We start from the raw sequence: 24,217 nt of genomic DNA, 5'->3' as shown, positions 1-24,217 counted from the left end.
GGGATCAGCCTTGCAGTTTTTCCCACTCGTCCGGCGTGGCTGCCTTGACGATGGAAAGGGCGTGGATTTCATTGCTGGCCAGACGGGTGGCAATCACTTCCTTCACCAGGCGGTGACGGTCGATCAGGCGCTTGCCGGCGAATTCCGCCGACACCACGGTGGCGTAAAAATGATGGCCGTCGCCTTCCACTTCCAGATGGGAGCAGTTAAGGCCGGCGGCGATGTATTGTTTGACCTGTTCGGTGGAAATCATGTGTGCATCCTGAAAACGCATCCTAATGGCGCAGCTTGTAGCCTGATTTGATCAGCCACAAAGCCAGCCCGGAAAGCAAGATAAAACTGCCGCCAACCACGCCCAGCGACAGCCAGGGGCTGACGTCGGCCTGGCCGAAAAAGCCGTAACGGAAACCGTCGATCATGAAAAAGACCGGGTTCACATGCGATACGGCATACCAGAATGGCGGCAGACTGTTAATGGAATAGAACACGCCAGACAGGAAAGTCAGCGGCATGATCAAAAAGTTCTGGAATGCAGCCAGTTGATCAAATTTTTCTGCCCAGATGCCGGCAATCACCCCCAGCGTGCCCAGCACACCGCAGCCAAGAATGCCGAATAGCAGTGCCCAGCCCGGATGACTGGGCAGCGGCAAGCCGAACCAGGCCGTCACCACCAGCACGCCAGCGCCAACGGCCAGGCCGCGCACGATGGATGCCAGCATGTAGGCGGCAAAAAACTCCAGCGCCGTCAGCGGCGGCAACAGCAAGAACACGATATTGCCGGTGATCTTGGACTGGATCAGGCTGGACGAACTATTGGCAAAGGCATTTTGCGCCATCGACATCATGGCAAGACCCGGAATCAGGAAAGCGGTATAACCCACCCCCGGATAGGCCTCGGCATGGCGCGACAACACATGGGAAAAGATCAGCTGGTACATCAGTGCCGTCAGCACCGGTGCGGCCACGGTCTGGAAGGACACCTTCCAGAAGCGCACCAGCTCCTTGCGGAACAAAGTCAGGAAGCCCTGCATCAGCTACGCCCCCCGTGCATCATGTTCACGAACACGCTTTCCAGATCCACCTCCACCACATTGAGTTCGCGTACACGTACGTCAGCTTCGCGCAGCGTGGCCAGCACGCCTTCCAGCTGGCTCAGCTCCGCCAGCTTTAGCACGATGCGCCCATCTTCCTCGCGCACCTTGCTGGGCAGCAGGCTATCCGGCAAGGGTGCCGACAGCTTGAATGCCACCTCGCGCTCCTTGCCATGCTGCAACAGCTTGTCCTTGCTCTCCAGCGCCACCAGCTTGCCGCGCTTGAGCATGGCAATGCGGTTGCACAGGGTTTCTGCTTCTTCCAGATAATGCGTGGTCAGCACGATGGTATGACCGGCCTCGTTCAATTCCTTGACGAAGGCCCACAGACTCTGGCGCAGTTCGACATCCACCCCGGCGGTCGGCTCGTCCAGCACCATCACCGGCGGACGGTGCACCAGCGCCTGCGCCACCATCACCCGGCGCTTCATGCCACCGGACAGCGCACGCAAATTGACATTGGCCTTGTCGGCCAGGCCCAGCTTGAACAGCAGCTCGTCGATCCAGTCGTCGTTGCGGGTCAGGCCGAAATAGCCGGATTGAAAGCGCAAGGTTTCCCGTACCGACAAGAAGGGATCGAACACCAATTCCTGCGGTACCACACCCAGGCTCATGCGGGCCGCACGGAAATCGCGCACCACATCGTGTCCCATGATGCGGATACTGCCGCTATCAGGCCGCGACAAACCGGCCATGGCAGAAATGAGCGTGGTCTTGCCCGCCCCGTTTGGCCCCAGCAAGGCAAAAAACTCGCCGGCCTCCACACGGAAGCTGACATCATCCAGCGCCTGCAGCGCACCATAGCGCTTGCTGACCGCTTGTATTTCGATGGCCGAAGGCATGAGGTTGGTGAATGCTCGGAAAAAAGAGAGCGATTATACCGCCGCCCTTCCGGCCTAGGGAAAAGTTGTGCCCCTGTGGCGGCCTGCTCACAGGGCAAAGCACTGCATCAGCACACTCACCGTCCCAGCTGTCGCACCTGCCCTTGACCTGCAATGCGGCCAAGCAGGGCGGCCACCCGAGTTCCGTCCCAGCCAGCCGCCACACATGCATGATTCATCCTGAGCGAGCGACCCGCTTTCACCCAGCCCTGTCGCGGCCTGCCCAGCGCCCTGCCTGGGCCGGAGGTGTTGTTTTTTAAGTACATTTACCCGGTGAGGGTAATGGGCTATTCCCCCCTGACAGGCCGGTAATTTTCAAGATCTTTTTGCCAGCGCGCATGGATAAGAACGAATTTTCCTAAGTATTGTCTTTATTTATCAGAAATTGATGCTGTATTCGTATTAACACCATTTTACATACAGACACGAATGTATATAGAATGCGCACTCTCCCTTGCTGCCTGTCACATGACTATGTCACCTTGCACATAGGCCAGCATGACAATCAATACAGTAGACAACACTGAAACTAACAATATGCCCCTGCCTGCCGCCCCGTCGGGGCCTGCGCAGCTTGCAGGGGATGCAGATTTTCACTTCAACTTGTCGAGGACATTCCATGTCTATGCACTCACTTTCCCTGCCCGCGCGGCATGGCAAATGGCTGTTATTGAGCGCCCTTGCCGTCAGCCTTGCCGGCTGCGGCCAGAAAACCGATCCGGCGGCACAAGCGGCCATGCCCGCCATGCCGGTATCGGTCATCAAGATTAGCGAACGCAATATTCCGGTGAATTTTGAATATGTCGGCCAGGCGGCCGGCTCACGCGAAGTGGAAGTGCGCGCCCGCGTAGGCGGCATCCTGCTCAAGCGGGCCTATACCGAAGGCCGCCCGGTGAAACAGGGCGATTTGCTGTTCCAGCTGGACCCCGCCACTTACCAGGCTACGCTGGAACAGGCCGCTGCCGCACTGAAGGTGCAGGAAGCCCAACTGGCCAGCACGCGCCAGGACTACGACCGCGTGATGCCCCTATTCAAGGAAAATGCGGTCAGCCAGAAAGACCGTGACGATGCCGTAGCCGCCTATCAGGCTGCGCAGGCACAGGTTGCCGCCGCACGCGCCAAGTTGAAAGAAGCCCAGATCAATCTGGACTACACCCGCGTTACCGCACCGATCTCTGGCATGACCAGTCAGGAAACCCGTTCCGAGGGCAGCCTGGTTTCCACCAGCGCCGACGGCAGCCTGCTGACCAAGATTTCGCAACTGGACCCGATCTACGTCAACTTCAGCATGTCGGACAGCGATCAGATGAATCTGCGCAAGATGCAGGACAAGGGTTTGCTCAAGCTGAAGGACAACGGCCACTTTGAAGTGGCGCTCAAACTGGCCGACGGCAGCCTGTTCGATCACAACGGCTTCCTCAACTTCACCGACAGCCTGGTGGACAGCACCACGGGCACCATTCGCTCGCGCGCTTCGCTGGCCAATCCGCAGGGCAAGATTCTGCCGGGACAGTTTGTGCGGGTCATCCTGAAGGGTGCCGAGCGCATCAATGCCATTGCCGTGCCACAGCGCGCGGTGCTGACCACCCAGCAAGGCAAGATGGTGTGGGTAGTGGGAGAAGGCAACAAGGTCCAACCGCGGCCGATCACCGTATCACAGGACGTGGGCCTGGAAGTCCTAGTGGAAAGCGGCCTCAAGTCGGGTGAGCAGGTGGTGGTGGACAACATCATCAAGCTGCGCCCGGGTGCCGAGGTCAAGCCGCAGCCCTATCGGGCCGATGCCAGCGCTCCTGCTGCCAAGCAACCCGCTTAAGAGGTCCTGAGCCATGTTTTCCGCCTTCTTCATCAGGCGGCCGATCTTTGCCAGCGTGATTTCCATCATCATCATGCTGGCCGGTCTGGCTGCCATCAAGGCTTTGCCCATCGAGCAATACCCGGAGATCGTACCGCCGGTGGTCCAGGTGACCGCCAGCTATCCGGGCGCTTCGGCCGAAGTCATCGCCAACACCGTGGCGGCTCCGCTGGAGCAGGCCATCAACGGTGTGGACAATATGCTGTACGTGCAGTCGGTCAGCTCCAGTAGCGGCAAATTGTCGCTTAGCGTGTCGTTCAAGATCGGCACCAACGCTGACCAGGCCACCATCAACGTCAACAACCGGGTGCAGTCGGTCACCTCGCAACTGCCGGAAGAAGTCCGCCGCCAGGGGGTGAATGTCACCAAGAAATCGTCTTCCATCCTGCAGGTGATTTCGCTGTACTCGCCGGATAACAGTTACGACACGCTGTTCATCAGCAACTATGCCTTGCTGAACGTGGTGGACGAACTGAAACGGGTACCGGGCGTGGGTGATGTGGTCAACTTCGCCGGCCAGGATTACTCGATGCGGATCTGGCTGAAGCCGGACCGTCTGGCCCAGCTCAAGCTGACTCCCAGCGACGTGTCCAATGCCATCAAGGAACAGAATGCCCAGTTCGCCGCCGGCAAGATCGGTGCCGAACCCCAGCCGGGCAAGCTGGACTTCACCTATACCGTCACCACCCAGGGCCGCCTGTCGGAGCCGGAAGAGTTTGAAAACATCATCCTGCGTTCCAATAGCGATGGCTCGGCGGTACGGCTCAAAGACGTGGCACGGGTGGAGCTGGGTGCCTTGTCCTACGACTTCAACGGTCGCCACAATGGCCGGCCAACCATTCCTATCGGGATTTTCCTGGCGCCGGGTGCCAACCAGCTGGCCACGGCCCAGGCAGTGGAAGCTGAAATGCAGAAGCTGTCCGTCAGCTTCCCCAAGGGCATGAGCTACGGCATTCCCTACGACACCACCAAGTTTGTCGAAGTATCGATCAATGAGGTCTACCACACCCTGGCCGAAGCCATGCTGCTGGTATTCGCCGTGGTCTTCCTGTTCCTGCAGAACTGGCGCGCCACGCTGATCCCCTGCCTGGCCGTGCCGGTGTCCATCGTCGGCACTTTTGCAGGGATGTATCTGTTCGGCTTTTCCATCAACACGCTGACGCTGTTCGGCATGGTGCTGGCCATCGGCATCGTGGTGGATGATGCCATCGTGGTGCTGGAAAACGTCGAACGGCTGATGACCGAGGAAAAGCTCAGCCCGCTGCAGGCCAGCTTCAAGGCCATGGAAGAAGTATCCGGCGCACTGGTCGCCATTGTGCTGGTGCTGTGTTCGGTGTTTATCCCGGTGGCCTTCCTGGGCGGCATCGCCGGTCAGATGTACAAGCAGTTCGCCATCACCATTGCCGTCTCGGTCACCATCTCCGGCCTGGTGGCACTGACGCTGACCCCGGCGCTGTGCGCACTGATCCTGAAGGAAGGCCATCAGCATCCGGCGCGCTTCTTTGTCTGGTTCAACAACTGGTTTGACCGCCAGACGGCACGCTACACCGCTGGCGTCAACTTTCTGATCAAGCGTGCGCTGCTGGGGCTGCTGCTGTTTGCTGGCCTGATCGCACTCAGCGCCGGGCTGTTCCGCACCATTCCGTCCAGCCTGGCACCGGATGAAGACCAGGGCTATATCCTGGCCGTGGCCATCTTGCCTGACGGTGCTTCGCTGCAACGTACCGAAGCCACCATGGACAAGCTGGATAACATGATGGCCAGCAACCCGGCGGTGAAAGACCGCATGTCCTTCGCCGGCTTTGACATCCTGTCCGGCGGCAACCGCACCAATGCCGGGGTGTCCTTCATCACCCTCAAACCGTGGGATGAGCGCAAGACACCCGACCTATCCTCACAGGCAGTGGTCAAGGACGTCTTTGGCAAAGGCATGATGGGCATTCGCGATGGCATCGTGCTGGCCTTCAACCCGCCACCGATCTCTGGCATGTCCAATACTGGTGGCTTTGAAAGCTATGTGCAGTCGCGCGCCGGTGGCAGCGCCGTGGAGCTGGGCAATATCACCAAGAAACTGGTCGATGCCGCAGCCAAGCGTCCGGAACTGAAAGGCATCCAAACCACCTTCTCCGCCAGCGTGCCGCAGTTGTTCGTCAAGCTGGACCGGGCCAAGGCCAAGTCGCTGAATGTGCCGATCAATACCGTGTTCGACACCATGCAGAGCACTTTTGGTGCGCTGTATGTCAACGACTTCAACAAGTTTGGCCGCACCTTCCGCGTGCAGCTGCAGTCTGAGGCCGATTTCCGCAGCAAGGTGGATGACCTGCGCAATATCTATGTCCGCTCGCAGGATGGCAATATGATCCCGCTCACCGCACTGGTGAATGTGGAACAAACCACCGGCCCGGAAAGCCTGGAGCGCTTCAACATCTTCCCCGCCGCCAAGGTCGTTGGTGGTCCGGCACCGGGCTACAGCTCGGGTGATGCACTCAAGGCGATGGAAGAAGTTGCACAGGAAACCCTGCCGGAAGGCTATAGCCTGGCCTGGACCGGCTCGGCCTTCCAGGAGAAGTCCAGCAGCGGCTCGTCGGTGATGGTGTTTGCCTTCGGCATGATCATGGTGTTCCTGATCCTGGCGGCGCAGTACGAGCGCTGGAGCCTGCCGATCAGCGTGCTGATGGCTGTACCGTTTGCCGTATTCGGTGCGCTGATGGCCAACTGGCTGCGCGGACTGGCCAACGACGTGTACTTCCAGGTGGCACTGGTGACGCTGATCGGCCTGGCTGCCAAGAATGCCATTCTGATCGTCGAATTTGCCGTGATGAAAATGGAAGAAGGCATGGAACTGGCCGACGCCGCCCTCGCCGCAGCGCGGCTGCGCTTCCGCCCCATTGTGATGACTTCGCTGGCCTTCGTGCTGGGCTGCGTACCGCTGGCTATTTCCAGTGGTGCAGGCTCAGCCAGCCGCCACTCCATCGGTACCGGGGTGATCGGCGGCATGCTGGCAGCCACCTTCATCGCCACCTTCTTCATCCCCATGTTCTTCATGGTGATCATGAAATTTTCCAAACGAAAACCGCCTCAGGCTGATACCGAGGCAGGAGGCAAGGATCATGCGTAAACGCACTCTCCCCTTGCTGCTAAGCCTGGCCCTCTCGGCCTGCGCAGTCGGCCCGGACTACAGTCGGCCCAAGCTCGACCTGCCGGCCAGCACGACAGCACAACAGGCCAGCGTGCCCAGTGACTGGTGGCAGCAGTTCCACGACCCGGTGCTCGACCAGCTGATCACCGAGGCTCTGCAGCACAACCAGGATCTGGCCTTCTCTGCCGCCCAGGTGGATGAAGCCGCCGCACTGGCCGGCATTGCCCGTGCCCAGCTGCTGCCCAGTGTGGCAGCCAACGCCGGCTACCAGCGCGCTCGTACTTCCGCCGAAACCACCACGCCTGGCAGCCCGCTGATTGCCGATGTCCGCAATGCCAATCTGACGGCCAGCTGGGAACTGGACTTGTGGGGCAAGCTGCGCCGCAGCAACGAAGCAGCACGCGCCACCCTGGCCGCCAGCCAGTACAATCGCGATGCGGCCCGACTGTCGCTCAGCGCTCAGGTTGCACAAACCTATTTCCAGATGCGTGCCTTTGACGCACAGCTGGACATTGCCAAACGAACGCTGGACAGCCGTGAATCCTCCTTGCAATTGCGCCAGAAGCGCTTCAAGGGCGGCATGACCTCTGAGCTGGACATGCGCCAGGCTGAATCAGAAGCCGCATCGGCACGTGCCACCATTCCGCAATTGAACAAATCGCTGCGGCAAACCGAAACCGCCCTCGCCGTCCTGCTGGGCCGCTCGCCCCGCGAACTGCTGGAAGGCAAACTGCAGCGTGGCCAGGCCATTGAGATGCTGAATGTGCCGCCCAGCATTCCGGCTGAGCTGTCATCCAGCCTGCTGGAGCGCCGCCCGGATCTGGCTGCCGCCGAGGCACAACTGGTCGCTGCCAATGCCCGTATCGGCGTGGCCAAGGCCGCCTACTTCCCCAGCATCAGCCTGACCGGAGCACTGGGCTCGCAGAGCCTGTCGATGGAAACGCTATTCAGCGGTGCCACCCGCACCTGGAGTTTTGTCGGTAATGCAACGGCCCCCATCTTCAACTTTGGCCAAACTGGCCTGAACGTCGATGCCGCCAGCGCCCGCCAGCGCCAGGCACTGGCCCAGTATCAGAAATCAGTCCAGACCGCCTTCAAGGAAACACAGGATGCACTGATTGCCAGCAGCGCAGCCCGCGAAGTGCAGGAAGCCCAGACCACCCAGTTGACCGCGCTGAACCGGGCACTGCATCTGGCGACACTGCGCTACGACAACGGTTACTCCAGCTATCTGGATGTGCTGGATGCCGAGCGTAACACCTTCCAGGCAGAGCTGAATCTGGTCAATGCCAAGCTTGATCGTCTGAACGCCGCCATCAGCCTGTACAAGGCCATGGGTGGAGGCTGGGAGAGCAAGACAAGCTGATTGGATTCAAGATGAACAAAAGCCGCTGCAAAGCGGCTTTTTCTTGTGCACGACATCCTGCTCAGTGTTTCTGACGGTACTGCTTGAGCGCAGCCCGTAGCCAGAGTGCTGACTCCTGTACCGGAGCCCCCGGACAAGCCAGATGGTATGGCTTGCCGGAAAGGTAGCTTTTGCTGGCAACCCCCTGGATAAAATCATCGGCACTACGCACCTGATCTCCGGCTTTATCCAGCTTCATTTTCAGGTGATCCACCGCAGTCGGGGCATCATACCAACTACCGCTACGCTCGAATCGGCACTGTGAGCTCGCAATTTTATCCAGTAAAAACTGGATCTCCTGTCCGGCCACCCCGGTGGGCATCGCCAGTGCCTGCTGTACAACCAGCAGCAGCAGGGCTGCTCCATATTTCTGCATCGTGTCTCCGCTCATCAAGAACTATTGGCACCATCGCCACAAAGCCACGATCATGCCTGCCCTCATTCGATATTGCCAGCTGCAGCAGCAGCCCCGCCTGACCAGGCCCCAGATACAACCAAGCCGCCCTTAGGCGGCTTGTGGGCACTCAGGCCAGGCCCAAACGCACAAAGCCCAGCTCTGTTGAGCTGGGCTTGTGTATGGGGAGTCTGGCGGTGTCCTACTTTCACATGGCGAATGCCACACTATCATCGGCGCTAAGGCGTTTCACGGTCCTGTTCGGGATGGGAAGGCGTGGGACCACCTCGCTATGGCCACCAGACATAAACTGTCAACAAACTCGAAGAAGCTTTGTACCCCAGACTCCGTCTGGAACACTGAATTAATTAGATATCTTACTCTTGGATCTTTGATCGCGTCGCACACTCACTATCCATTCGGTCTTGGTCTCCCAAGCCACTCAAATGATAGGATCAAGCCTCACGAGCAATTAGTATCGGTTAGCTTAACGCCTCACAGCGCTTCCACACCCGACCTATCAACGTCCTGGTCTCGAACGACTCTTCAGGAGGGTCAAGCCCTCAGGGAAGTCTCATCTTCAGGCGAGTTTCCCGCTTAGATGCTTTCAGCGGTTATCTCTTCCGAACTTAGCTACCCGGCAATGCCACTGGCGTGACAACCGGTACACCAGAGGTTCGTCCACTCCGGTCCTCTCGTACTAGGAGCAGCCCCCGTCAAACTTCCAACGCCCACTGCAGATAGGGACCAAACTGTCTCACGACGTTTTGAACCCAGCTCACGTACCACTTTAAATGGCGAACAGCCATACCCTTGGGACCGGCTACAGCCCCAGGATGTGATGAGCCGACATCGAGGTGCCAAACACCGCCGTCGATGTGAACTCTTGGGCGGTATCAGCCTGTTATCCCCGGAGTACCTTTTATCCGTTGAGCGATGGCCCTTCCATACAGAACCACCGGATCACTATGTCCTGCTTTCGCACCTGCTCGACTTGTCGGTCTCGCAGTTAAGCTACCTTTTGCCATTGCACTATCAGCACGATTTCCGACCGTACCTAGGTAACCTTCGAACTCCTCCGTTACACTTTGGGAGGAGACCGCCCCAGTCAAACTGCCTACCATGCACTGTCCCCGATCCGGATAACGGACCAAGGTTAGAACCTCAAAGGGGTCAGGGTGGTATTTCAAGGTTGGCTCCACCAGAACTAGCGTCCTGGCTTCAAAGCCTCCCACCTATCCTACACAAACCACTTCAAAGTCCAATGCAAAGCTACAGTAAAGGTTCACGGGGTCTTTCCGTCTAGCAGCGGGGAGATTGCATCTTCACAAACACTTCAACTTCGCTGAGTCTCAGGAGGAGACAGTGTGGCCATCGTTACGCCATTCGTGCGGGTCGGAACTTACCCGACAAGGAATTTCGCTACCTTAGGACCGTTATAGTTACGGCCGCCGTTTACTGGGGCTTCGATCAAGAGCTTGCACCCCATCACTTAACCTTCCAGCACCGGGCAGGCGTCACACCCTATACGTCCACTTTCGTGTTGGCAGAGTGCTGTGTTTTTGATAAACAGTCGCAGCCACCGATTCTCTGCGACCTCTCCAAGCTCCATCCGCAAGGGATCTCACCTAAAGAGGCATACCTTCTCCCGAAGTTACGGTATCAATTTGCCGAGTTCCTTCTCCTGAGTTCTCTCAAGCGCCTTAGAATTCTCATCCTGCCCACCTGTGTCGGTTTGCGGTACGGTTCTTGTGTAGCTGAAGCTTAGTGGCTTTTCCTGGAAGCGTGGTATCAGTCACTTCAGGTCCGTAGACCCTCGTTATCACTTCTCGGTGTTGAATGAAAGGGCGGATTTGCCTACCCTAACCACCTACCAGCTTGAACGACCTATTCCAACAGGCCGCTGACCTAACCTTCTCCGTCCCCACATCGCACTACACAAAAGTACGGGAATTTTAACCCGTTTCCCATCGACTACGCTTTTCAGCCTCGCCTTAGGGGCCGACTCACCCTACGCCGATGAACGTTGCGTAGGAAACCTTGGGCTTTCGGCGAGCGGGCTTTTCACCCGCTTTATCGCTACTCATGTCAGCATTCGCACTTCTGATATCTCCAGCATCCCTTACGAGACACCTTCACAGACCTACAGAACGCTCCCCTACCATCTGCACTTACGTGCAAATCCGCAGCTTCGGTTATCAGTTTGAGCCCCGTTACATCTTCCGCGCAGGACGACTCGACCAGTGAGCTATTACGCTTTCTTTAAATGATGGCTGCTTCTAAGCCAACATCCTGGCTGTCTGGGCCTTCCCACTTCGTTTACCACTTAACTGATCATTTGGGACCTTAGCTGGCGGTCTGGGTTGTTTCCCTCTTGACGATGGACGTTAGCACCCACCGTCTGTCTCCCATGCTCGCACTTTCCGGTATTCAGAGTTTGCCATGGTTTGGTAAATCGCAATGACCCCCTAGCCATAACAGTGCTTTACCCCCGGAAGTGATACATGAGGCACTACCTAAATAGTTTTCGGGGAGAACCAGCTATCTCCGAGTTTGTTTAGCCTTTCACCCCTATCCACAGCTCATCCCCTAGTTTTGCAACACTAGTGGGTTCGGACCTCCAGTGCGTGTTACCGCACCTTCATCCTGGCCATGGATAGATCACTCGGTTTCGGGTCTACGCCCAGCAACTAAATCGCCCTATTCGGACTCGGTTTCCCTACGCCTCCCCTATGCGGTTAAGCTTGCTACTGAACGTAAGTCGCTGACCCATTATACAAAAGGTACGCAGTCACCCCTTACGAGGCTCCCACTGTTTGTATGCATCCGGTTTCAGGTTCTATTTCACTCCCCTCCCGGGGTTCTTTTCGCCTTTCCCTCACGGTACTGGTTCACTATCGGTCGATCACGAGTATTTAGCCTTGGAGGATGGTCCCCCCATCTTCAAACAGGATTTCGCGTGTCCCGCCCTACTTTTCGTATGCTTAGTACCAAGAATGAAATTTCGTGTACGGGGCTATCACCCACTATGGCGGACATTTCCAGGTCCTTCCACTATCTCAATCTCTATCACATACAGGCTATTCCGCGTTCGCTCGCCACTACTGACGGAATCTCGGTTGATTTCTTTTCCTCGAGTTACTTAGATGTTTCAGTTCACTCGGTTCGCCTCCACAGACCTATGTATTCAGTCTGGGATACCTATTGCTAGGTGGGTTTCCCCATTCGGACATCGCGGGATCAAAGCTCTATTGCCAGCTCCCCCGCGCTTTTCGCAGGCTTACACGTCCTTCATCGCCTGTGATCGCCAAGGCATCCACCAGATGCACTTAGTCGCTTGACCCTATCATTTCAGTAACCTAAATTACCAATCCGACAGAATGTGTTTGTGCGACGTGCCACACCGCCCCTTTTGATATGGCGACATGACACTAGATACAATCAAATTCCCAAGATGACGATTTGTCCTACATGCAGAATTAACTCCATGTATTTCATCTCGCCGTCTAATTAATTCGGCTTCTTCAGTTTGTTAAAGATCGGGCATTGTAAAAACAACGCAAACAGAAATTCACGCAACCCTGACAGGTTGTGTGCGCTTTTGTTTGCACTGTAAGAATGGTGGAGGATGACGGGATCGAACCGACGACCCCCTGCTTGCAAAGCAGGTGCTCTCCCAACTGAGCTAATCCCCCAAACTGGTGGGTCTGGTAGGACTCGAACCTACGACCCCTGCGTTATCAACACAGTGCTCTAACCAGCTGAGCTACAAACCCAGTTACTACCCTTAAATCACGAATAACCGATAGGTTGTGAATACTTGACGATCGCCTTCTCTAGAAAGGAGGTGATCCAGCCGCAGGTTCCCCTACGGCTACCTTGTTACGACTTCACCCCAGTCATGAATCCCACCGTGGTAAGCGGCCTCCTTACGGTTAGCCTACCCACTTCTGGTGAAACTCACTCCCATGGTGTGACGGGCGGTGTGTACAAGACCCGGGAACGTATTCACCGCGGCATGCTGATCCGCGATTACTAGCGATTCCGACTTCACGCACTCGAGTTGCAGAGTGCGATCCGGACTACGATCGGTTTTATGAGATTGGCTCCACCTCGCGGCTTCGCGACCCTCTGTACCGACCATTGTATGACGTGTGAAGCCCTGGTCATAAGGGCCATGAGGACTTGACGTCATCCCCACCTTCCTCCGGTTTGTCACCGGCAGTCCCATTAGAGTGCTCAACTAAATGGTAGCAACTAATGGCAAGGGTTGCGCTCGTTGCGGGACTTAACCCAACATCTCACGACACGAGCTGACGACAGCCATGCAGCACCTGTGTGTCGGTTCTCTTTCGAGCACCAAGCCATCTCTGGCAAGTTCCGACCATGTCAAGACCAGGTAAGGTTTTTCGCGTTGCATCGAATTAATCCACATCATCCACCGCTTGTGCGGGTCCCCGTCAATTCCTTTGAGTTTTAACCTTGCGGCCGTACTCCCCAGGCGGTCAACTTCTCGCGTTAGCTACGCTACCAAGGATTCAAACCCCCAACAGCTAGTTGACATCGTTTAGGGCGTGGACTACCAGGGTATCTAATCCTGTTTGCTCCCCACGCTTTCGTGCATGAGCGTCAGTGTCATCCCAGGGGGCTGCCTTCGCCATCGGTATTCCTCCGCATCTCTACGCATTTCACTGCTACACGCGGAATTCTACCCCCCTCTGACGCACTCTAGCCGTGCAGTCTCCAATGCAGTTCCCAGGTTGAGCCCGGGGCTTTCACATCAGACTTACACAACCGCCTGCGCACGCTTTACGCCCAGTAATTCCGATTAACGCTTGCACCCTACGTATTACCGCGGCTGCTGGCACGTAGTTAGCCGGTGCTTATTCTTCAGGTACTGTCATCCCCCAAGGGTATTAACCTTAGGGATTTCCTCCCTGACAAAAGTCCTTTACAACCCGAAGGCCTTCTTCAGACACGCGGCATGGCTGGATCAGGCTTGCGCCCATTGTCCAAAATTCCCCACTGCTGCCTCCCGTAGGAGTCTGGGCCGTGTCTCAGTCCCAGTGTGGCGGATCATCCTCTCAGACCCGCTACTGATCGTCGCCTTGGTGAGCTCTTACCTCACCAACTAGCTAATCAGACGTCGGCCGCTCGAATAGCGCAAGGTCTTACGATCCCCTGCTTTCCTTCTCAAAGCGTATGCGGTATTAGCTATCCTTTCGGATAGTTATCCCCCACTACTCGGCACGTTCCGACGCATTACTCACCCGTTCGCCACTCGTCAGCGGAGCAAGCTCCCTGTTACCGTTCGACTTGCATGTGTAAAGCATGCCGCCAGCGTTCAATCTGAGCCAGGATCAAACTCTTCAGTTCAATCTCATAGCAAATTTTCTGGCACGCAAGATCAAAGAAATAAACAAGTACTTCTTCTTCTTGCAGTGCAAGTATTTGGCTTTCGCCAAGTACTCACACCTATCGGTTATTCTGTTTTTTAAAGAGCGGTGCAGGTCGCTGCGTTTCGTTTCCGTCGCTGCGTTGTCTGCTGAGGAGGCGAACTATACCGCCGCACCCTGTCCTCGTCAACACTTTGTGCGAAGAAAAGTGCATTATTTTGCAGAAAACAAGGCAAGTATTTGATTTTAAATAAAACAGCAAATCATTACCCAGTAGAAGAAAGATGTAAGCGTTGGAAGTCTTGCACTTGGCTCATGATAATAGCCGCTTCCTAACATTTGCTTTGACCCGTCATATGTCTGTCCCCACCTGGATTTTTGATCTCGATGACACGCTGCATCAGGCGAGCCTGGGCATTTTTGCCCATATCAGTCGCATGATGAATTTGTATATGGAGCGGCATCTTGCCATGACGGAGGAGGAAGCCCGGCGGCTGAGACTGCAATACTGGCATCGTTATGGTGCAACGCTGCAGGGTTTGGTACGCCACCATGGCGTGGATGCCCGGCATTTCCTGCAGGAAACACATTTGCTGGATGAGCTATATCGCTGGCTGGTATGGGAGCCGGCACTGGGGACGACCTTGCGCACTTTGCCTGGCCGCAAGATCGTGCTCTCCAATGGCCCACAACACTATATAGAGGGGCTGCTGCGTAGAATGCATATCCGCCAGCAGTTTGCTGCCTGTTATGGCATGGAGAAAATGCGCTTCCAGCCGAAACCGGATCGGCGTGGCTTTCGCTGCATGCTGCAGGCGGAGCGACTCGATCCGGCGCGCTGCATCATGGTGGAGGATTCACTAGCCAATCTGTACGCAGCAAAATCATTGGGCATGCGTACAGTGTGGGTCAGCCGGCAATCACGTAAACCGGCGTTTGTCGATGTGCGGGTCAGCAAGCTAAGTCAGTTGCTGCGGCAACGCTGGTAGGGGTCGCCGCAGTTGATCGCATGGAGTTACCAGCGGCCTTCGAAGAAGAAGCGACGATAGCGCTCTACCCATGATGCAATTTGGTGGCCATTATCTTCCAGCCACTGCGGGTTGTAGTAACTATTGAGATAGCGATTGCCATCATCGCAGATCAGCGTAACTACCGAGCCGTGCCGGCCATTACGCACCATATCGCTGACCAGTTCACACACGCCGAACAGGTTGGTGCCAGTGGAGCCACCACACTTGCGGCCCATGACCTGCTCCAGGAAATGAATAGCGGCATAGCTGGCCACATTGGGCACGCGGATGACCTTGTCGATAACGGTGGGGATGAACGATGGTTCGACGCGGGGGCGGCCAATGCCTTCAACACCGGAACCGCCTTCGCAGCGACAGTCGCTGTTGCCGCTGTAGTAACTATCGAAAAATACCGAATTTTCCGGATCGACAACGCAGATCTGCGTCGTCAGCTTCTGATAGCGTACGTAGCGACCAAATGTGGCCGATGTACCACCGGTACCTGCCCCGCAGACAATCCACTCCGGCACTGGATTCGCTTCCAGTTCCATCTGTTTGAAAATGGTATCGGCAATATTGTTGTTACCACGCCAGTCGGTGGCTCGTTCGGCATAGGTGAACTGGTCCATGTAATGGCCATTCAACTCCTGCGCCAAACGTCGGGATTCTTCATAGATGGTGGCCGGGTCGTCCACCAGATGACAACGACCACCATAGAATTCGATGGAGCGAATCTTCTCGGCCGAGGTGCCACGCGGCATCACCGCAATAAAAGGCAGACCCAGCAAGCGCGCGAAATAAGCTTCGGACACTGCCGTACTGCCACTGGATGCTTCGATGATGGTGGTGTTGTAGCGGATCCAGCCATTACACAAGCCGTACAGGAACAGCGAGCGTGCCAGTCGGTGCTTGAGGCTGCCGGTGGGATGGGTGGATTCGTCCTTGAAATACAGCTGGATTTGCGGCAGGGCCGGAATCTGCAGCGGTATCAGGTGGGTGTCACTGGAGCGATTGAAATCTGCCTCGATTTTACGCACTGCCGTACTAGACCAACTACTCATGCCTTATCTCCTGGATTTATAAATTTAGAATACAATATTCTATTGCCAGAAAATAAAAAAGCGCCTCGATTTCGAGGCGCTTTCTTGAGGCCAGACAAGTTGCTTAGAACTTGGTGCCGATACCGATACCGTAAACCCACGGATTGATCTTCAGGGTGCCCAGATCGGAACCACCCATGCGAGCCTTGGTTTTGATGTCGATCTTTTTCACGTCAAAGTTGATGAACAGGTTCTTGCTGATGGCAACGTCAGCACCAACTTGAGCGGCCAGGCCCCAGCTGTTCTGATCGATGTCAACAGCGGTGTTGCCAACTTTCAGACCGTTATTGTAGAAACGAGTGTAATTCACACCAACACCAACATACGGACGGAAGGTCGCTTCCGGCATGAAATGGTATTGCAGGGTCAGGGTCGGCGGCAGAACCGAAACCTTGCCCAGGGAACCCAGATCGCTGTTCACTTCGTGACGGGAAGTACCCAGGATCAGTTCGGCACCAATGTTATTGGTGATCATGTAGGTGAAGTCCAGTTCCGGCACGGTATCGGACTTCACATCGGTGTGAATGGCGGACAGGGTGCTATCAGCACTGACATCCGGGTTCACGTTGATCACACGGAAACGGGCCAGGATATCGCCTTGAGCGGCGAAGGCGCTAGCGGAAATCAGACCGATGGCCGCAGCCAGAGCAAGCTTTTTCATTTGTATTCTCCAAGAGTGTAGGCAAGTTCACGGTCTTGGGCTTCTACCGTAATTGACTTTCTAATAGGTCGGCAGTAGCTTGCGACGTTCAAGCGGAGGTTAACCAAACCTTCCGGTCAAAACTTTGCTTAAGATCATGAAACAGTCATGAAATATGCCGACCTGCGGGACTTTGTTGCTCAATTGGAACAGCAAGGCGAATTGAAAAGAATCAGCCTTCCGGTTTCGCCACATCTGGAGATGACAGAGATTGGCGACCGGGTACTGAAAGCGGCTGGCCCCGCCCTGCTGTTCGAACAACCCCGGCACGATACGCAGACTTACCACATGCCGGTACTGGCCAATCTGTTTGGCACGCCCAAGCGGGTCGCCATGGGCATGGGGGCCAGCGACGTGATGCAGTTGCGTGAAATCGGCAAGACCCTAGCCTACCTGAAAGAGCCGGAACCGCCCAAGGGGCTGAAGGAAGCCTGGGACAAGCTGCCACTGCTCAAGCAGGTGCTGTCCATGGCCCCCAAAGTGGTCAGCAAAGCCCCTTGCCAGCAGATTGTCTGGGAGGGGGATGAGGTTGATCTGTCACGCCTGCCCATCCAGCATTGTTGGCCGGGCGATGTTGCCCCGCTGATTACCTGGGGACTCACGGTCACCCGTGGGCCGAACAAGAAGCGGCAGAACCTGGGCATCTACCGCCAGCAAGTCATCGGCAAAAACCGCGTCATCATGCGCTGGCTGGCCCATCGCGGCGGTGCACTGGATTACCGTGAATTTCGCCAACAGCATCCTGACCAGCCCTATCCGGTGGCCGTGGTACTGGGCTGTGATCCGGCGACCATTCTGGGCGCAGTCACTCCGGTGCCGGATACCTTGTCCGAATACCAGTTTGCCGGGCTGTTGCGTGGCAGCCGTACCGAGTTGGTGAAGTGCATCGGCTCTGATCTGCAAGTGCCGGCGCGGGCCGAGATTGTGCTGGAAGGCCATATTCATCCTGATGACATGGCCCTGGAAGGCCCTTATGGCGACCATACCGGCTATTACAACGAGCAGGACTATTTCCCGGTATTCACCATCGACCGTATCACCATGCGCGAAAACCCGATCTACCACAGCACCTATACCGGCAAACCGCCAGATGAGCCGGCTGTGCTGGGGGTGGCGCTGAATGAGGTGTTTGTTCCCATTTTGCAAAAGCAGTTTCCGGAGATTGTTGACTTTTACCTGCCGCCGGAAGGCTGTAGCTATCGCATGGCGGTGGTCAGCATCAAAAAACAATACCCCGGCCATGCCAAGCGCGTGATGATGGGCTGCTGGAGTTTCCTGCGCCAGTTCATGTATACCAAGTTCATCATTGTGGTGGACGATGATGTGGATTGCCGCGACTGGAAGGAAGTGATGTGGGCCATCACCACCCGCATGGATCCAGTGCGCGATACCACGCTGATCGAGCATACCCCCATCGACTATCTGGACTTCGCGAGCCCGGTATCCGGCCTCGGCGGCAAGATGGGGCTGGATGCCACCAACAAGATGCCGGGAGAAACCAATCGTGAATGGGGGGTGCCCATCGTGATGGATGAAACGGTAAAACAGAAGGTCGACAGCCTCTGGCAGCAATTGGGGCTGTAACGATTGCCGCTGCAGCCGCTATTTTCCTGCCGCCCGGCAATGCCTGTTATCATCGCCACGTCTTTTTGTAAGGAGTCATCATGTCCGATCTGCACAACCCCAACTCCACCCAGCGCCTGAAGCGTCTGAACCATCGTCAGCGCAAGAAAATGCGTGTTGGCGAATACCGCGAGCTGGGTTTTCACCTGATCGCCACCATCGCCAAGGGTGTTGATACCGATGCGCTGCTGGACGACTGGCTCAACTGCATCGACGATACCGCCATCAGCTTCGGTGGCCATTTCGATGGTAATGAAAAGCTGGAAGGTGTGGTTTTCCCGGTGGGTGAAGTAGCCATTACCGAAGAAATCCGCAGCAAGCTGGTAGCCTGGCTGCAAGCACGCAGCGAAGTATCCAATGTGGAAGCCGGTGACCTGATCGATCTGTGGCATAGCGCCTGATTGTGCGGTACCGATAAAAAAACCGGCCTTGAGCCGGTTTTTTTACATCTATTCAAGCCGCCACATCCCTACGATCAGGACAGCTTGCGAAACACCCGGTAGCCGACATATAGCCAGGTTTCCCTGACCAGGAATTTGACCTTGTTGCTCCAGCTGACATAACGACTGGACTCCGTAGGAGCTGGCGCAGCAGCCATGCCCAGGTCATGTGCCATCAGTACTGCGCGCCGCATATGCAGTGGATCGCTCACCAGCAGAAAGGAGCGTATGCCAAACGGTGCCGCCAGTTTGTGGGCGTTTTCCAGATTCTGCCAAGTGGTGCGCGACTCGTTTTCCGCCAGCATGGCGGTCATCGGCACCCCCTGGCGCAAGGCGAACTCGCGGCCGACATCGGCCTCGGTGGGATAGCCGGGCTCCGGAGTACCTCCGGTAAACACAATCCAGCGCACCCGGCCTTGCTTGTAAAGCGTCACCGCGTGGTTGATGCGCTCGCGCAGCACGGGCGAAGGCTTGCTGCCCCAGGCCGCGGCACCCAGTACCAGTGCGGCATCAGCCGGCTGCGTGGCGGGCTCATCGGCATAACGGGCAATGCCCCAGGCCATGTAGCCAAAGCCCAGCAGCACCAGCAGCACGGCCAGCAAGAAACCTTTGAGCATCAGACGCAGATAAAGCATGAACCTTGGGCGCAGGAGGAGGGAAAGCCTGATTGTAACGCCGTTGGCCTAGGGATGGCAGCCATTGGCTACCAGGCAAGCGGCAGTCGCGGACGGGACAGGAGCCGTCGCAGGCCTGAAAACAGCTGCAACCGACCTATTTTTCCAGTTCCCAGATGGCAGCCTGCAGTGACTCCATACGGCTGCTCAATGCCTGCTGCGCATCGTCCAGCGCCTTGTTATAGATCTGCCGGCCTATCTTGGCGGCGACAAAATCCAGCAGGAACTGGGCATCAAACTGGCCGACGTCAAGATTCAGCTGGGTGGCCAGATAATCTTGCAGCTCGGGAGCCAATTGTTGCAGTTGCTGCTGGCTGAGCATGGATTGGCTGGACATGGCGGGACTCTCTGAATGCGTAAAGAGCGGCATTGTGCCCTGCCCAGCAGCGACTGCAAAGCCATTCGCACCGCCACGGCCGCACAATCAGCGCGACAGGGCGCGCCCGATATCGACCAGGCCGTGCAGGCAGGCCTCGCCGGTACGCTGCTGCAAGCGCTGCCCCAGGGTATACAGCTGGCAGGGGTCGTGTTGTGGCGCAGGCAACTGGCTGCACAGCTGCAATTGCACCTCGCCATGGTCATGCAGCAGGGTGATGGCATCAGAACAGGAACGGCGTAGCAAGCGGGACAGCTTGTCCGGCAAGGGCGCCGGGCTGCACAACACGTGACCGGTATGGAAGGTGGCCGCACGCAATACTTCTTGCTGGCAACGCCATTGCGCGCTGAAGCTGCTTAGCCAGCGGGGGCTGTTCTCCAGCCACCAGATGAGGGCTTGTGTCATGTTCCACTCCTTTTTGTGCAATGCACAATACACTTATACATCCAGCCCTCCCTCGGCACAAGCCAGCAAAAAAAATGGCCGGGTAAATACCCGGCCAACACAGGAAAGTCGGTACCGGACAAGTACCGACAGCAGAACACCTTTTAAGACAAGCAGCGCGGCTGGGTCAGGGCTTCCGGCTGCAATGCCTCATCCAGTTGGGCGCGCTGCATCAGCCCGCGCTCCAGCACGATATCGTAGACACTGCCACCGGTAGCGTGCGCTTCGGCAGCCACGGCGGTAGCTGCGGCGTAACCGATGATGGGATTGAGTGCGGTCACCAAGCCAATAGAGTTGAGTACGTCTGCGCGCAGCTTGGCTTCGTTGGCGGTAATGCCCTTGACGCAATGCTCGGTGAGCGTGGTGCAGGCATTGGCCAGATGGCGCACGCTGCGGAACATGCTATAGGCGATGACCGGCTCGAAAGCATTCAGCTGCAGCTGGCCACCTTCCGCGGCCATGGTGATGGTCATGTCGTTGCCGATGACTTCAAAGGCCACCTGGTTGACCACTTCCGGAATCACCGGATTGACCTTGCCCGGCATGATGGACGAGCCTGCCTGACGGGCCGGCAGATTGATGTCGCCAATGCCAGCGCGCGGCCCGGAGGACAGCAGGCGCAAGTCGTTGCAGGTTTTGGACAGTTTGACCGCCACACGCTTGAGCACACCGGACAGCTGCACAAAAGCGCCGCAGTCCTGGGTGGCTTCGATCAGATTGGGCGCGGTCATCAGCTTGAGGCCGGTCAGTTCGGACAGGTGCAGGCACACCAGCCGGGCGTAATCCGGGTGGGCAGTGATGCCGGTGCCGATGGCAGTGGCACCCAGATTGATTTCCAGCATCAGCGCACGGGCTTCGCTCAGGCGCTGCTCATCTTCACCCAGCATCACAGCATAGGTCTGGAACTCTTGTCCCAGCGTCATCGGTACTGCGTCTTGCAGCTGGGTCCGGCCCATCTTCAAGACATTTTTGAATTCATCCGCCTTGGCCGCAAAGGCTTCGCGCAACACGAACATGGTGCGTTGCAGGCGCAGTACACCCCAGTAAGTGGCCAGGCGCAGCGCGGTGGGATACACGTCATTGGTACTCTGACTCATGTTGACGTGTTCGTTGGGATGCAGCTTGTCGTATTCGCCCTTGGCATGGCCCAACAGCTCCAGCGCGCGGTTGGCGATGACTTCATTGGCATTCATATTGGTGGAAGTCCCTGCCCCACCTTGAATCACATCCACCACGAACTGCTCGTGCAGCTTGCCATCCACCAGTTCGTCGCAGGCATCGACAATAGCCTGGGCGCGTACACCATCCAGCAGCCCCAGATCACGATTGGCCTGGGCAGCCGCTTTCTTGATCTGCGCCAGTGCGATGATCAGGTCGCCATAGCTGGCAATGGTCTGACCGGTAATGGGGAAGTTTTCCACCGCGCGCAGGGTGTGGACACCCCAGTAGGCAGCAGCCGGAACGGCGCGATCGCCAAGCAGGTCGTGTTCGATACGTGTGGACATGCAGAAACCCTTGTCGATGGTCTCCGCCAGCGCGGAGTGATGGGGGCAGACTGTAGGCTGCCAGCCAGCGGCTTGGCCAATTCCGATTCGCAATCAGTCCATGCAAATTTTGCATAACCATGGAAAATACCCGGCCAGAGTGCGGGCTGGCCAGCCAAAACAGCAGGTCCACCAGCTGGGTGGCGGGCGTTTTGCTCAGACAGGGCTGCCCGTAATACGGCTTGGTATATCGCGGGAGCAGCCCTCGCAGGAACTGACGCAGGCTTCAGCGTGCTTGCTGATAGCTGACATCGCCGGCGTTGAGCAGCTGGTACTGGCCATTCTGATAGCGCAGCAGGGTGATGCTGCTATTGGGAATATCGGTGTTCTTGGCCTGACCGGGCACAAAGATATCGAGGATGCTGAGAATGGCACCACCATGGCTGACCAGCAGCACATTGCCGCCACCCGCCGCCACGGCCTTGCTCACGACATCCTGCATGCCGGCACGCAGTCGCGCTTCGATCTGCGGATAGGTTTCCGCCCAGCCACGCGGGTCGTTATCGTGAATGGCCTGTGCAATGGCCCGATCATTCATCTTGTGGGTAAAGGCAGTCCAGTTGCCCCAGCCAGGATCGAACACCATGCCCTGCTGGCGGAACAAGGGTGTCCACATTTCGGCATCCGGCCGGCCTTCAAAACTGCCATAGTTCCATTCGCGGAAGCGCTCGTCTTCCTGCAAGGACAAGCCCTTACGCTGGCCTTGCGCCAGTACGATTCTGGCAGTGGCACGCGCCCGCCCCAGATCGCTGCTGTAGGCCGCAATGAAGGGCGTGCTGGCCAGTCCTCTGGCGGCGGCCTCCGCGCCCTTGATGCCTGCCGCGGTCAGCGGCGTGTCCGACCAGCCCTGCACCTGACTGGTGGTATTGAACAGCGTTTTGCCGTGGCGCAATAAATAGATGTCCACTACCGGTCCGCTGGCATTGCTGGGGGCGGCCAGCGCGGCCGGCCCCGACAGTACTGCCAGGCAGCACAGTATCCATTGCATAACTTTCCTGCATTTCATCTCGGCCTCTCCAGTGTTGAGCAACATCAGGGTTGGCCATGCTAGGAAAATATTCAGCCGGCAGCAGCAGGCAAGCGCCTAAAAGCGGGTGGGTTTCGTCCCGATCAATGGGGCCAATTCAGACCGGATCGGCACTGGCGGCCAGGTAATCCCAGAAGGCGTCCAGCTCGGGCCGGCTGCGCTTCTTGTCGCGGTACAGCCTCACCTCCATATCCACGCTCCAGCCCTGGTCCGCCGCCAGCACCAGCTGGCGCGAACGCAATTCGCGCTGAACCGAGCTGGTGGGCAAAAACGCCACGCCATGCCCTTCCAGCACCATGTTTTTCAGACCTTCCGCCATATCGGTTTCATAGCGTAGCGACAGGAAAGTGGGCTCCGGGGCCGCTTCCAGAATCAGGTCGGTCATCAGGCGGAAATAGGCATTACTGGCATAGCCCAGAAAGGGCAGTGGCTGGGCGGCGCTGCCGGGCAAGGCATGGCGCGGGCTGCGATCCGGCTTGCTGCGCACATAGGGACGCAACGATTCCACTCCCAAGCGCAAGCCGCTATAGCGTGGATCAGCCAAATCTACCGGCTGCTTGGGGTGGTGATAGCACATCAGCAGGTCACAGCCGCCCTCAACAAATGCCAGCAGCGCATCATGCACATTGCTGGCTTGCAGGCGGCAGGACAGCGAACCAAACCCCTGCTCCACCCTGCTTAGCCACTTGGGAAAAAACGAGAAGGACAGCGTATGCGGCACGGCCAGGCTGAGCGTGCCGGCCGGCAACGGTTGCAGGCCGCGCAGTTGGGCGCGGGTGCTGTTGATCTGCCCCAGCATCAGCACCGCCTGTTCGCGCAGCAGCTCGCCAGCCGTGGTGAGTTTCGTTGGATAAGTGGTGCGGTCGATCAGATCGGCACCAAACCAGCTTTCCAGCGACTTGATGCGACGGGAGAATGCCGGCTGGGTAAGGTGGCGTACCTCGGCCGAACGGGTAAAACTGCCGGTGTCGGCGAGTACCAGAAAATCTTCCAGCCAGCGGGTTTCCAAATGGCAGCCCTCCTTCGCCTTGTAGCATTAAATATTATTTAAAATCAGCCAGCTATTCAGAATGTTCGCGACTAATTTCCGCATGATTTGATATTTTACAAGGTCGGAGAGC

At 57.2% G+C, this 24,217-nt stretch carries 18 protein-coding genes, 2 tRNA genes and 3 rRNA genes; 6 read left to right on the top strand and 17 right to left on the bottom strand.

Annotated elements, in window-relative coordinates; genetic code table 11:
* Positions 1–4: 4 nt before the first annotated feature.
* Genes FAZ30_RS07730 through FAZ30_RS07720 form a run of 3 tightly spaced genes read right to left on the bottom strand, consistent with a single transcriptional unit; the run spans position 5 to position 1,933 of the window.
* Positions 5–253 (bottom strand): BolA family protein, encoded by a 249-nt coding sequence (locus FAZ30_RS07730; RefSeq protein ID WP_059286005.1) that lies wholly within the window; start codon positions 251–253, stop codon positions 5–7.
* A gap of 22 nt (positions 254–275) precedes the next feature.
* A complete protein-coding gene (locus FAZ30_RS07725; RefSeq protein ID WP_124645589.1) occupies positions 276–1,031 on the bottom strand; it encodes an ABC transporter permease in 756 nt (251 codons plus the stop codon).
* Positions 1,031–1,933, bottom strand: a complete 903-nt coding sequence (locus FAZ30_RS07720) for an ABC transporter ATP-binding protein (protein ID WP_124645588.1) — start codon at positions 1,931–1,933, stop codon at positions 1,031–1,033. The genes FAZ30_RS07725 and FAZ30_RS07720 overlap by 1 nt, the downstream gene beginning before the upstream one ends.
* A gap of 658 nt (positions 1,934–2,591) precedes the next feature.
* Between FAZ30_RS07720 and FAZ30_RS07715 the strand changes: the two genes are divergently transcribed.
* Genes FAZ30_RS07715 through FAZ30_RS07705 form a run of 3 tightly spaced genes read left to right on the top strand, consistent with a single transcriptional unit; the run spans position 2,592 to position 8,329 of the window.
* The gene (locus FAZ30_RS07715; protein WP_233578691.1) at positions 2,592–3,785 is read left to right on the top strand and encodes an efflux RND transporter periplasmic adaptor subunit; all 1,194 of its coding nucleotides are present in this window, start codon (positions 2,592–2,594) and stop codon (positions 3,783–3,785) included.
* A 13-nt stretch (positions 3,786–3,798) separates the two neighbouring features.
* Positions 3,799–6,942, top strand: coding sequence for an efflux RND transporter permease subunit (locus FAZ30_RS07710; RefSeq protein ID WP_137009209.1), 3,144 nt, complete (start codon positions 3,799–3,801; stop codon positions 6,940–6,942).
* Entirely contained in the window at positions 6,935–8,329 is a 1,395-nt protein-coding gene (locus FAZ30_RS07705; RefSeq protein ID WP_246043417.1) for an efflux transporter outer membrane subunit, read from the top strand. Before FAZ30_RS07710 ends, FAZ30_RS07705 begins: the two co-directional genes overlap by 8 nt.
* Positions 8,330–8,390: 61 nt before the next feature.
* Here the strand turns inward: FAZ30_RS07705 and FAZ30_RS07700 are convergent, their stop codons facing one another.
* The 6 genes from FAZ30_RS07700 to FAZ30_RS07675 form a co-directional block, all read right to left on the bottom strand.
* Positions 8,391–8,744, bottom strand: a complete 354-nt coding sequence (locus FAZ30_RS07700) for a DUF5329 family protein (RefSeq protein ID WP_137009205.1) — start codon at positions 8,742–8,744, stop codon at positions 8,391–8,393.
* Between the two features lie 207 nt (positions 8,745–8,951).
* A 5S ribosomal RNA gene (gene rrf, locus FAZ30_RS07695) occupies positions 8,952–9,066 on the bottom strand.
* Positions 9,067–9,213: 147 nt separating this feature from the next.
* Positions 9,214–12,105, bottom strand: a 23S ribosomal RNA gene (locus FAZ30_RS07690).
* Positions 12,106–12,381: 276 nt separating this feature from the next.
* Positions 12,382–12,457 (bottom strand) — tRNA-Ala (locus tag FAZ30_RS07685).
* A 4-nt stretch (positions 12,458–12,461) separates the two neighbouring features.
* Positions 12,462–12,538: transfer RNA gene (locus tag FAZ30_RS07680), tRNA-Ile, on the bottom strand.
* Between the two features lie 64 nt (positions 12,539–12,602).
* Positions 12,603–14,138 (bottom strand): 16S ribosomal RNA (locus FAZ30_RS07675).
* Together the 16S, 23S and 5S rRNA genes with 2 tRNA genes alongside form the textbook arrangement of a ribosomal RNA operon.
* A 313-nt stretch (positions 14,139–14,451) precedes the next feature.
* Between FAZ30_RS07675 and FAZ30_RS07670 the strand changes: the two genes are divergently transcribed.
* On the top strand, positions 14,452–15,147 hold the full coding sequence (locus tag FAZ30_RS07670) for a pyrimidine 5'-nucleotidase (protein ID WP_246043416.1): 696 nt from the start codon (positions 14,452–14,454) through the stop codon (positions 15,145–15,147).
* A 26-nt stretch (positions 15,148–15,173) separates the two neighbouring features.
* Here the strand turns inward: FAZ30_RS07670 and FAZ30_RS07665 are convergent, their stop codons facing one another.
* Together FAZ30_RS07665 and FAZ30_RS07660 are read right to left on the bottom strand one after the other, a co-directional pair.
* The gene (locus tag FAZ30_RS07665) at positions 15,174–16,229 is read right to left on the bottom strand and encodes a PLP-dependent cysteine synthase family protein (protein WP_124644214.1); all 1,056 of its coding nucleotides are present in this window, start codon (positions 16,227–16,229) and stop codon (positions 15,174–15,176) included.
* 103 nt (positions 16,230–16,332) lie between these two features.
* Positions 16,333–16,929, bottom strand: coding sequence for an OmpW/AlkL family protein (locus tag FAZ30_RS07660; protein ID WP_137009203.1), 597 nt, complete (start codon positions 16,927–16,929; stop codon positions 16,333–16,335).
* Positions 16,930–17,076: 147 nt separating this feature from the next.
* Here FAZ30_RS07660 and ubiD point away from each other — a divergent pair, with 147 nt between their 5' ends.
* A complete protein-coding gene (gene ubiD, locus FAZ30_RS07655; RefSeq protein WP_137009201.1) occupies positions 17,077–18,552 on the top strand; it encodes a 4-hydroxy-3-polyprenylbenzoate decarboxylase in 1,476 nt (491 codons plus the stop codon).
* Positions 18,553–18,632: 80 nt separating this feature from the next.
* Positions 18,633–18,992, top strand: a complete 360-nt coding sequence (locus tag FAZ30_RS07650) for a 50S ribosome-binding protein YggL (RefSeq protein WP_124644211.1) — start codon at positions 18,633–18,635, stop codon at positions 18,990–18,992.
* A gap of 74 nt (positions 18,993–19,066) precedes the next feature.
* Here FAZ30_RS07650 and FAZ30_RS07645 read toward each other — a convergent pair whose 3' ends face one another.
* From FAZ30_RS07645 to FAZ30_RS07620, 6 genes are all read right to left on the bottom strand, one after another.
* Positions 19,067–19,666 (bottom strand): YdcF family protein, encoded by a 600-nt coding sequence (locus FAZ30_RS07645; protein WP_124644210.1) that lies wholly within the window; start codon positions 19,664–19,666, stop codon positions 19,067–19,069.
* A gap of 136 nt (positions 19,667–19,802) precedes the next feature.
* The gene (locus tag FAZ30_RS07640; protein ID WP_124644209.1) at positions 19,803–20,042 is read right to left on the bottom strand and encodes a DUF2164 domain-containing protein; all 240 of its coding nucleotides are present in this window, start codon (positions 20,040–20,042) and stop codon (positions 19,803–19,805) included.
* A gap of 87 nt (positions 20,043–20,129) precedes the next feature.
* Positions 20,130–20,486: a hypothetical protein gene (locus tag FAZ30_RS07635; protein ID WP_124644208.1), complete on the bottom strand. Its 357-nt coding sequence runs from the start codon at positions 20,484–20,486 to the stop codon at positions 20,130–20,132.
* Positions 20,487–20,629: 143 nt separating this feature from the next.
* Positions 20,630–22,030, bottom strand: a complete 1,401-nt coding sequence (gene aspA / locus FAZ30_RS07630; protein ID WP_124644207.1) for an aspartate ammonia-lyase — start codon at positions 22,028–22,030, stop codon at positions 20,630–20,632.
* Positions 22,031–22,295: 265 nt separating this feature from the next.
* Positions 22,296–23,057 carry a histidine phosphatase family protein gene (locus FAZ30_RS07625; RefSeq protein WP_158613602.1) on the bottom strand — a complete coding sequence of 254 codons (762 nt, stop codon included), beginning with the start codon at positions 23,055–23,057 and terminating at the stop codon, positions 22,296–22,298.
* A 136-nt stretch (positions 23,058–23,193) separates the two neighbouring features.
* Positions 23,194–24,105: a LysR family transcriptional regulator gene (locus tag FAZ30_RS07620; protein ID WP_124644205.1), complete on the bottom strand. Its 912-nt coding sequence runs from the start codon at positions 24,103–24,105 to the stop codon at positions 23,194–23,196.
* Positions 24,106–24,217: the final 112 nt, after the last annotated feature.

It is taken from the genome of Aquitalea aquatilis (assembly GCF_005155025.1).
In the GTDB taxonomy this organism is placed as follows: Bacteria; Pseudomonadota; Gammaproteobacteria; order Burkholderiales; family Chromobacteriaceae; genus Aquitalea; species Aquitalea aquatilis.
Note: the sequence above shows the minus strand (reverse complement) of the source record. Positions and strands in the feature narration are given on the sequence as shown.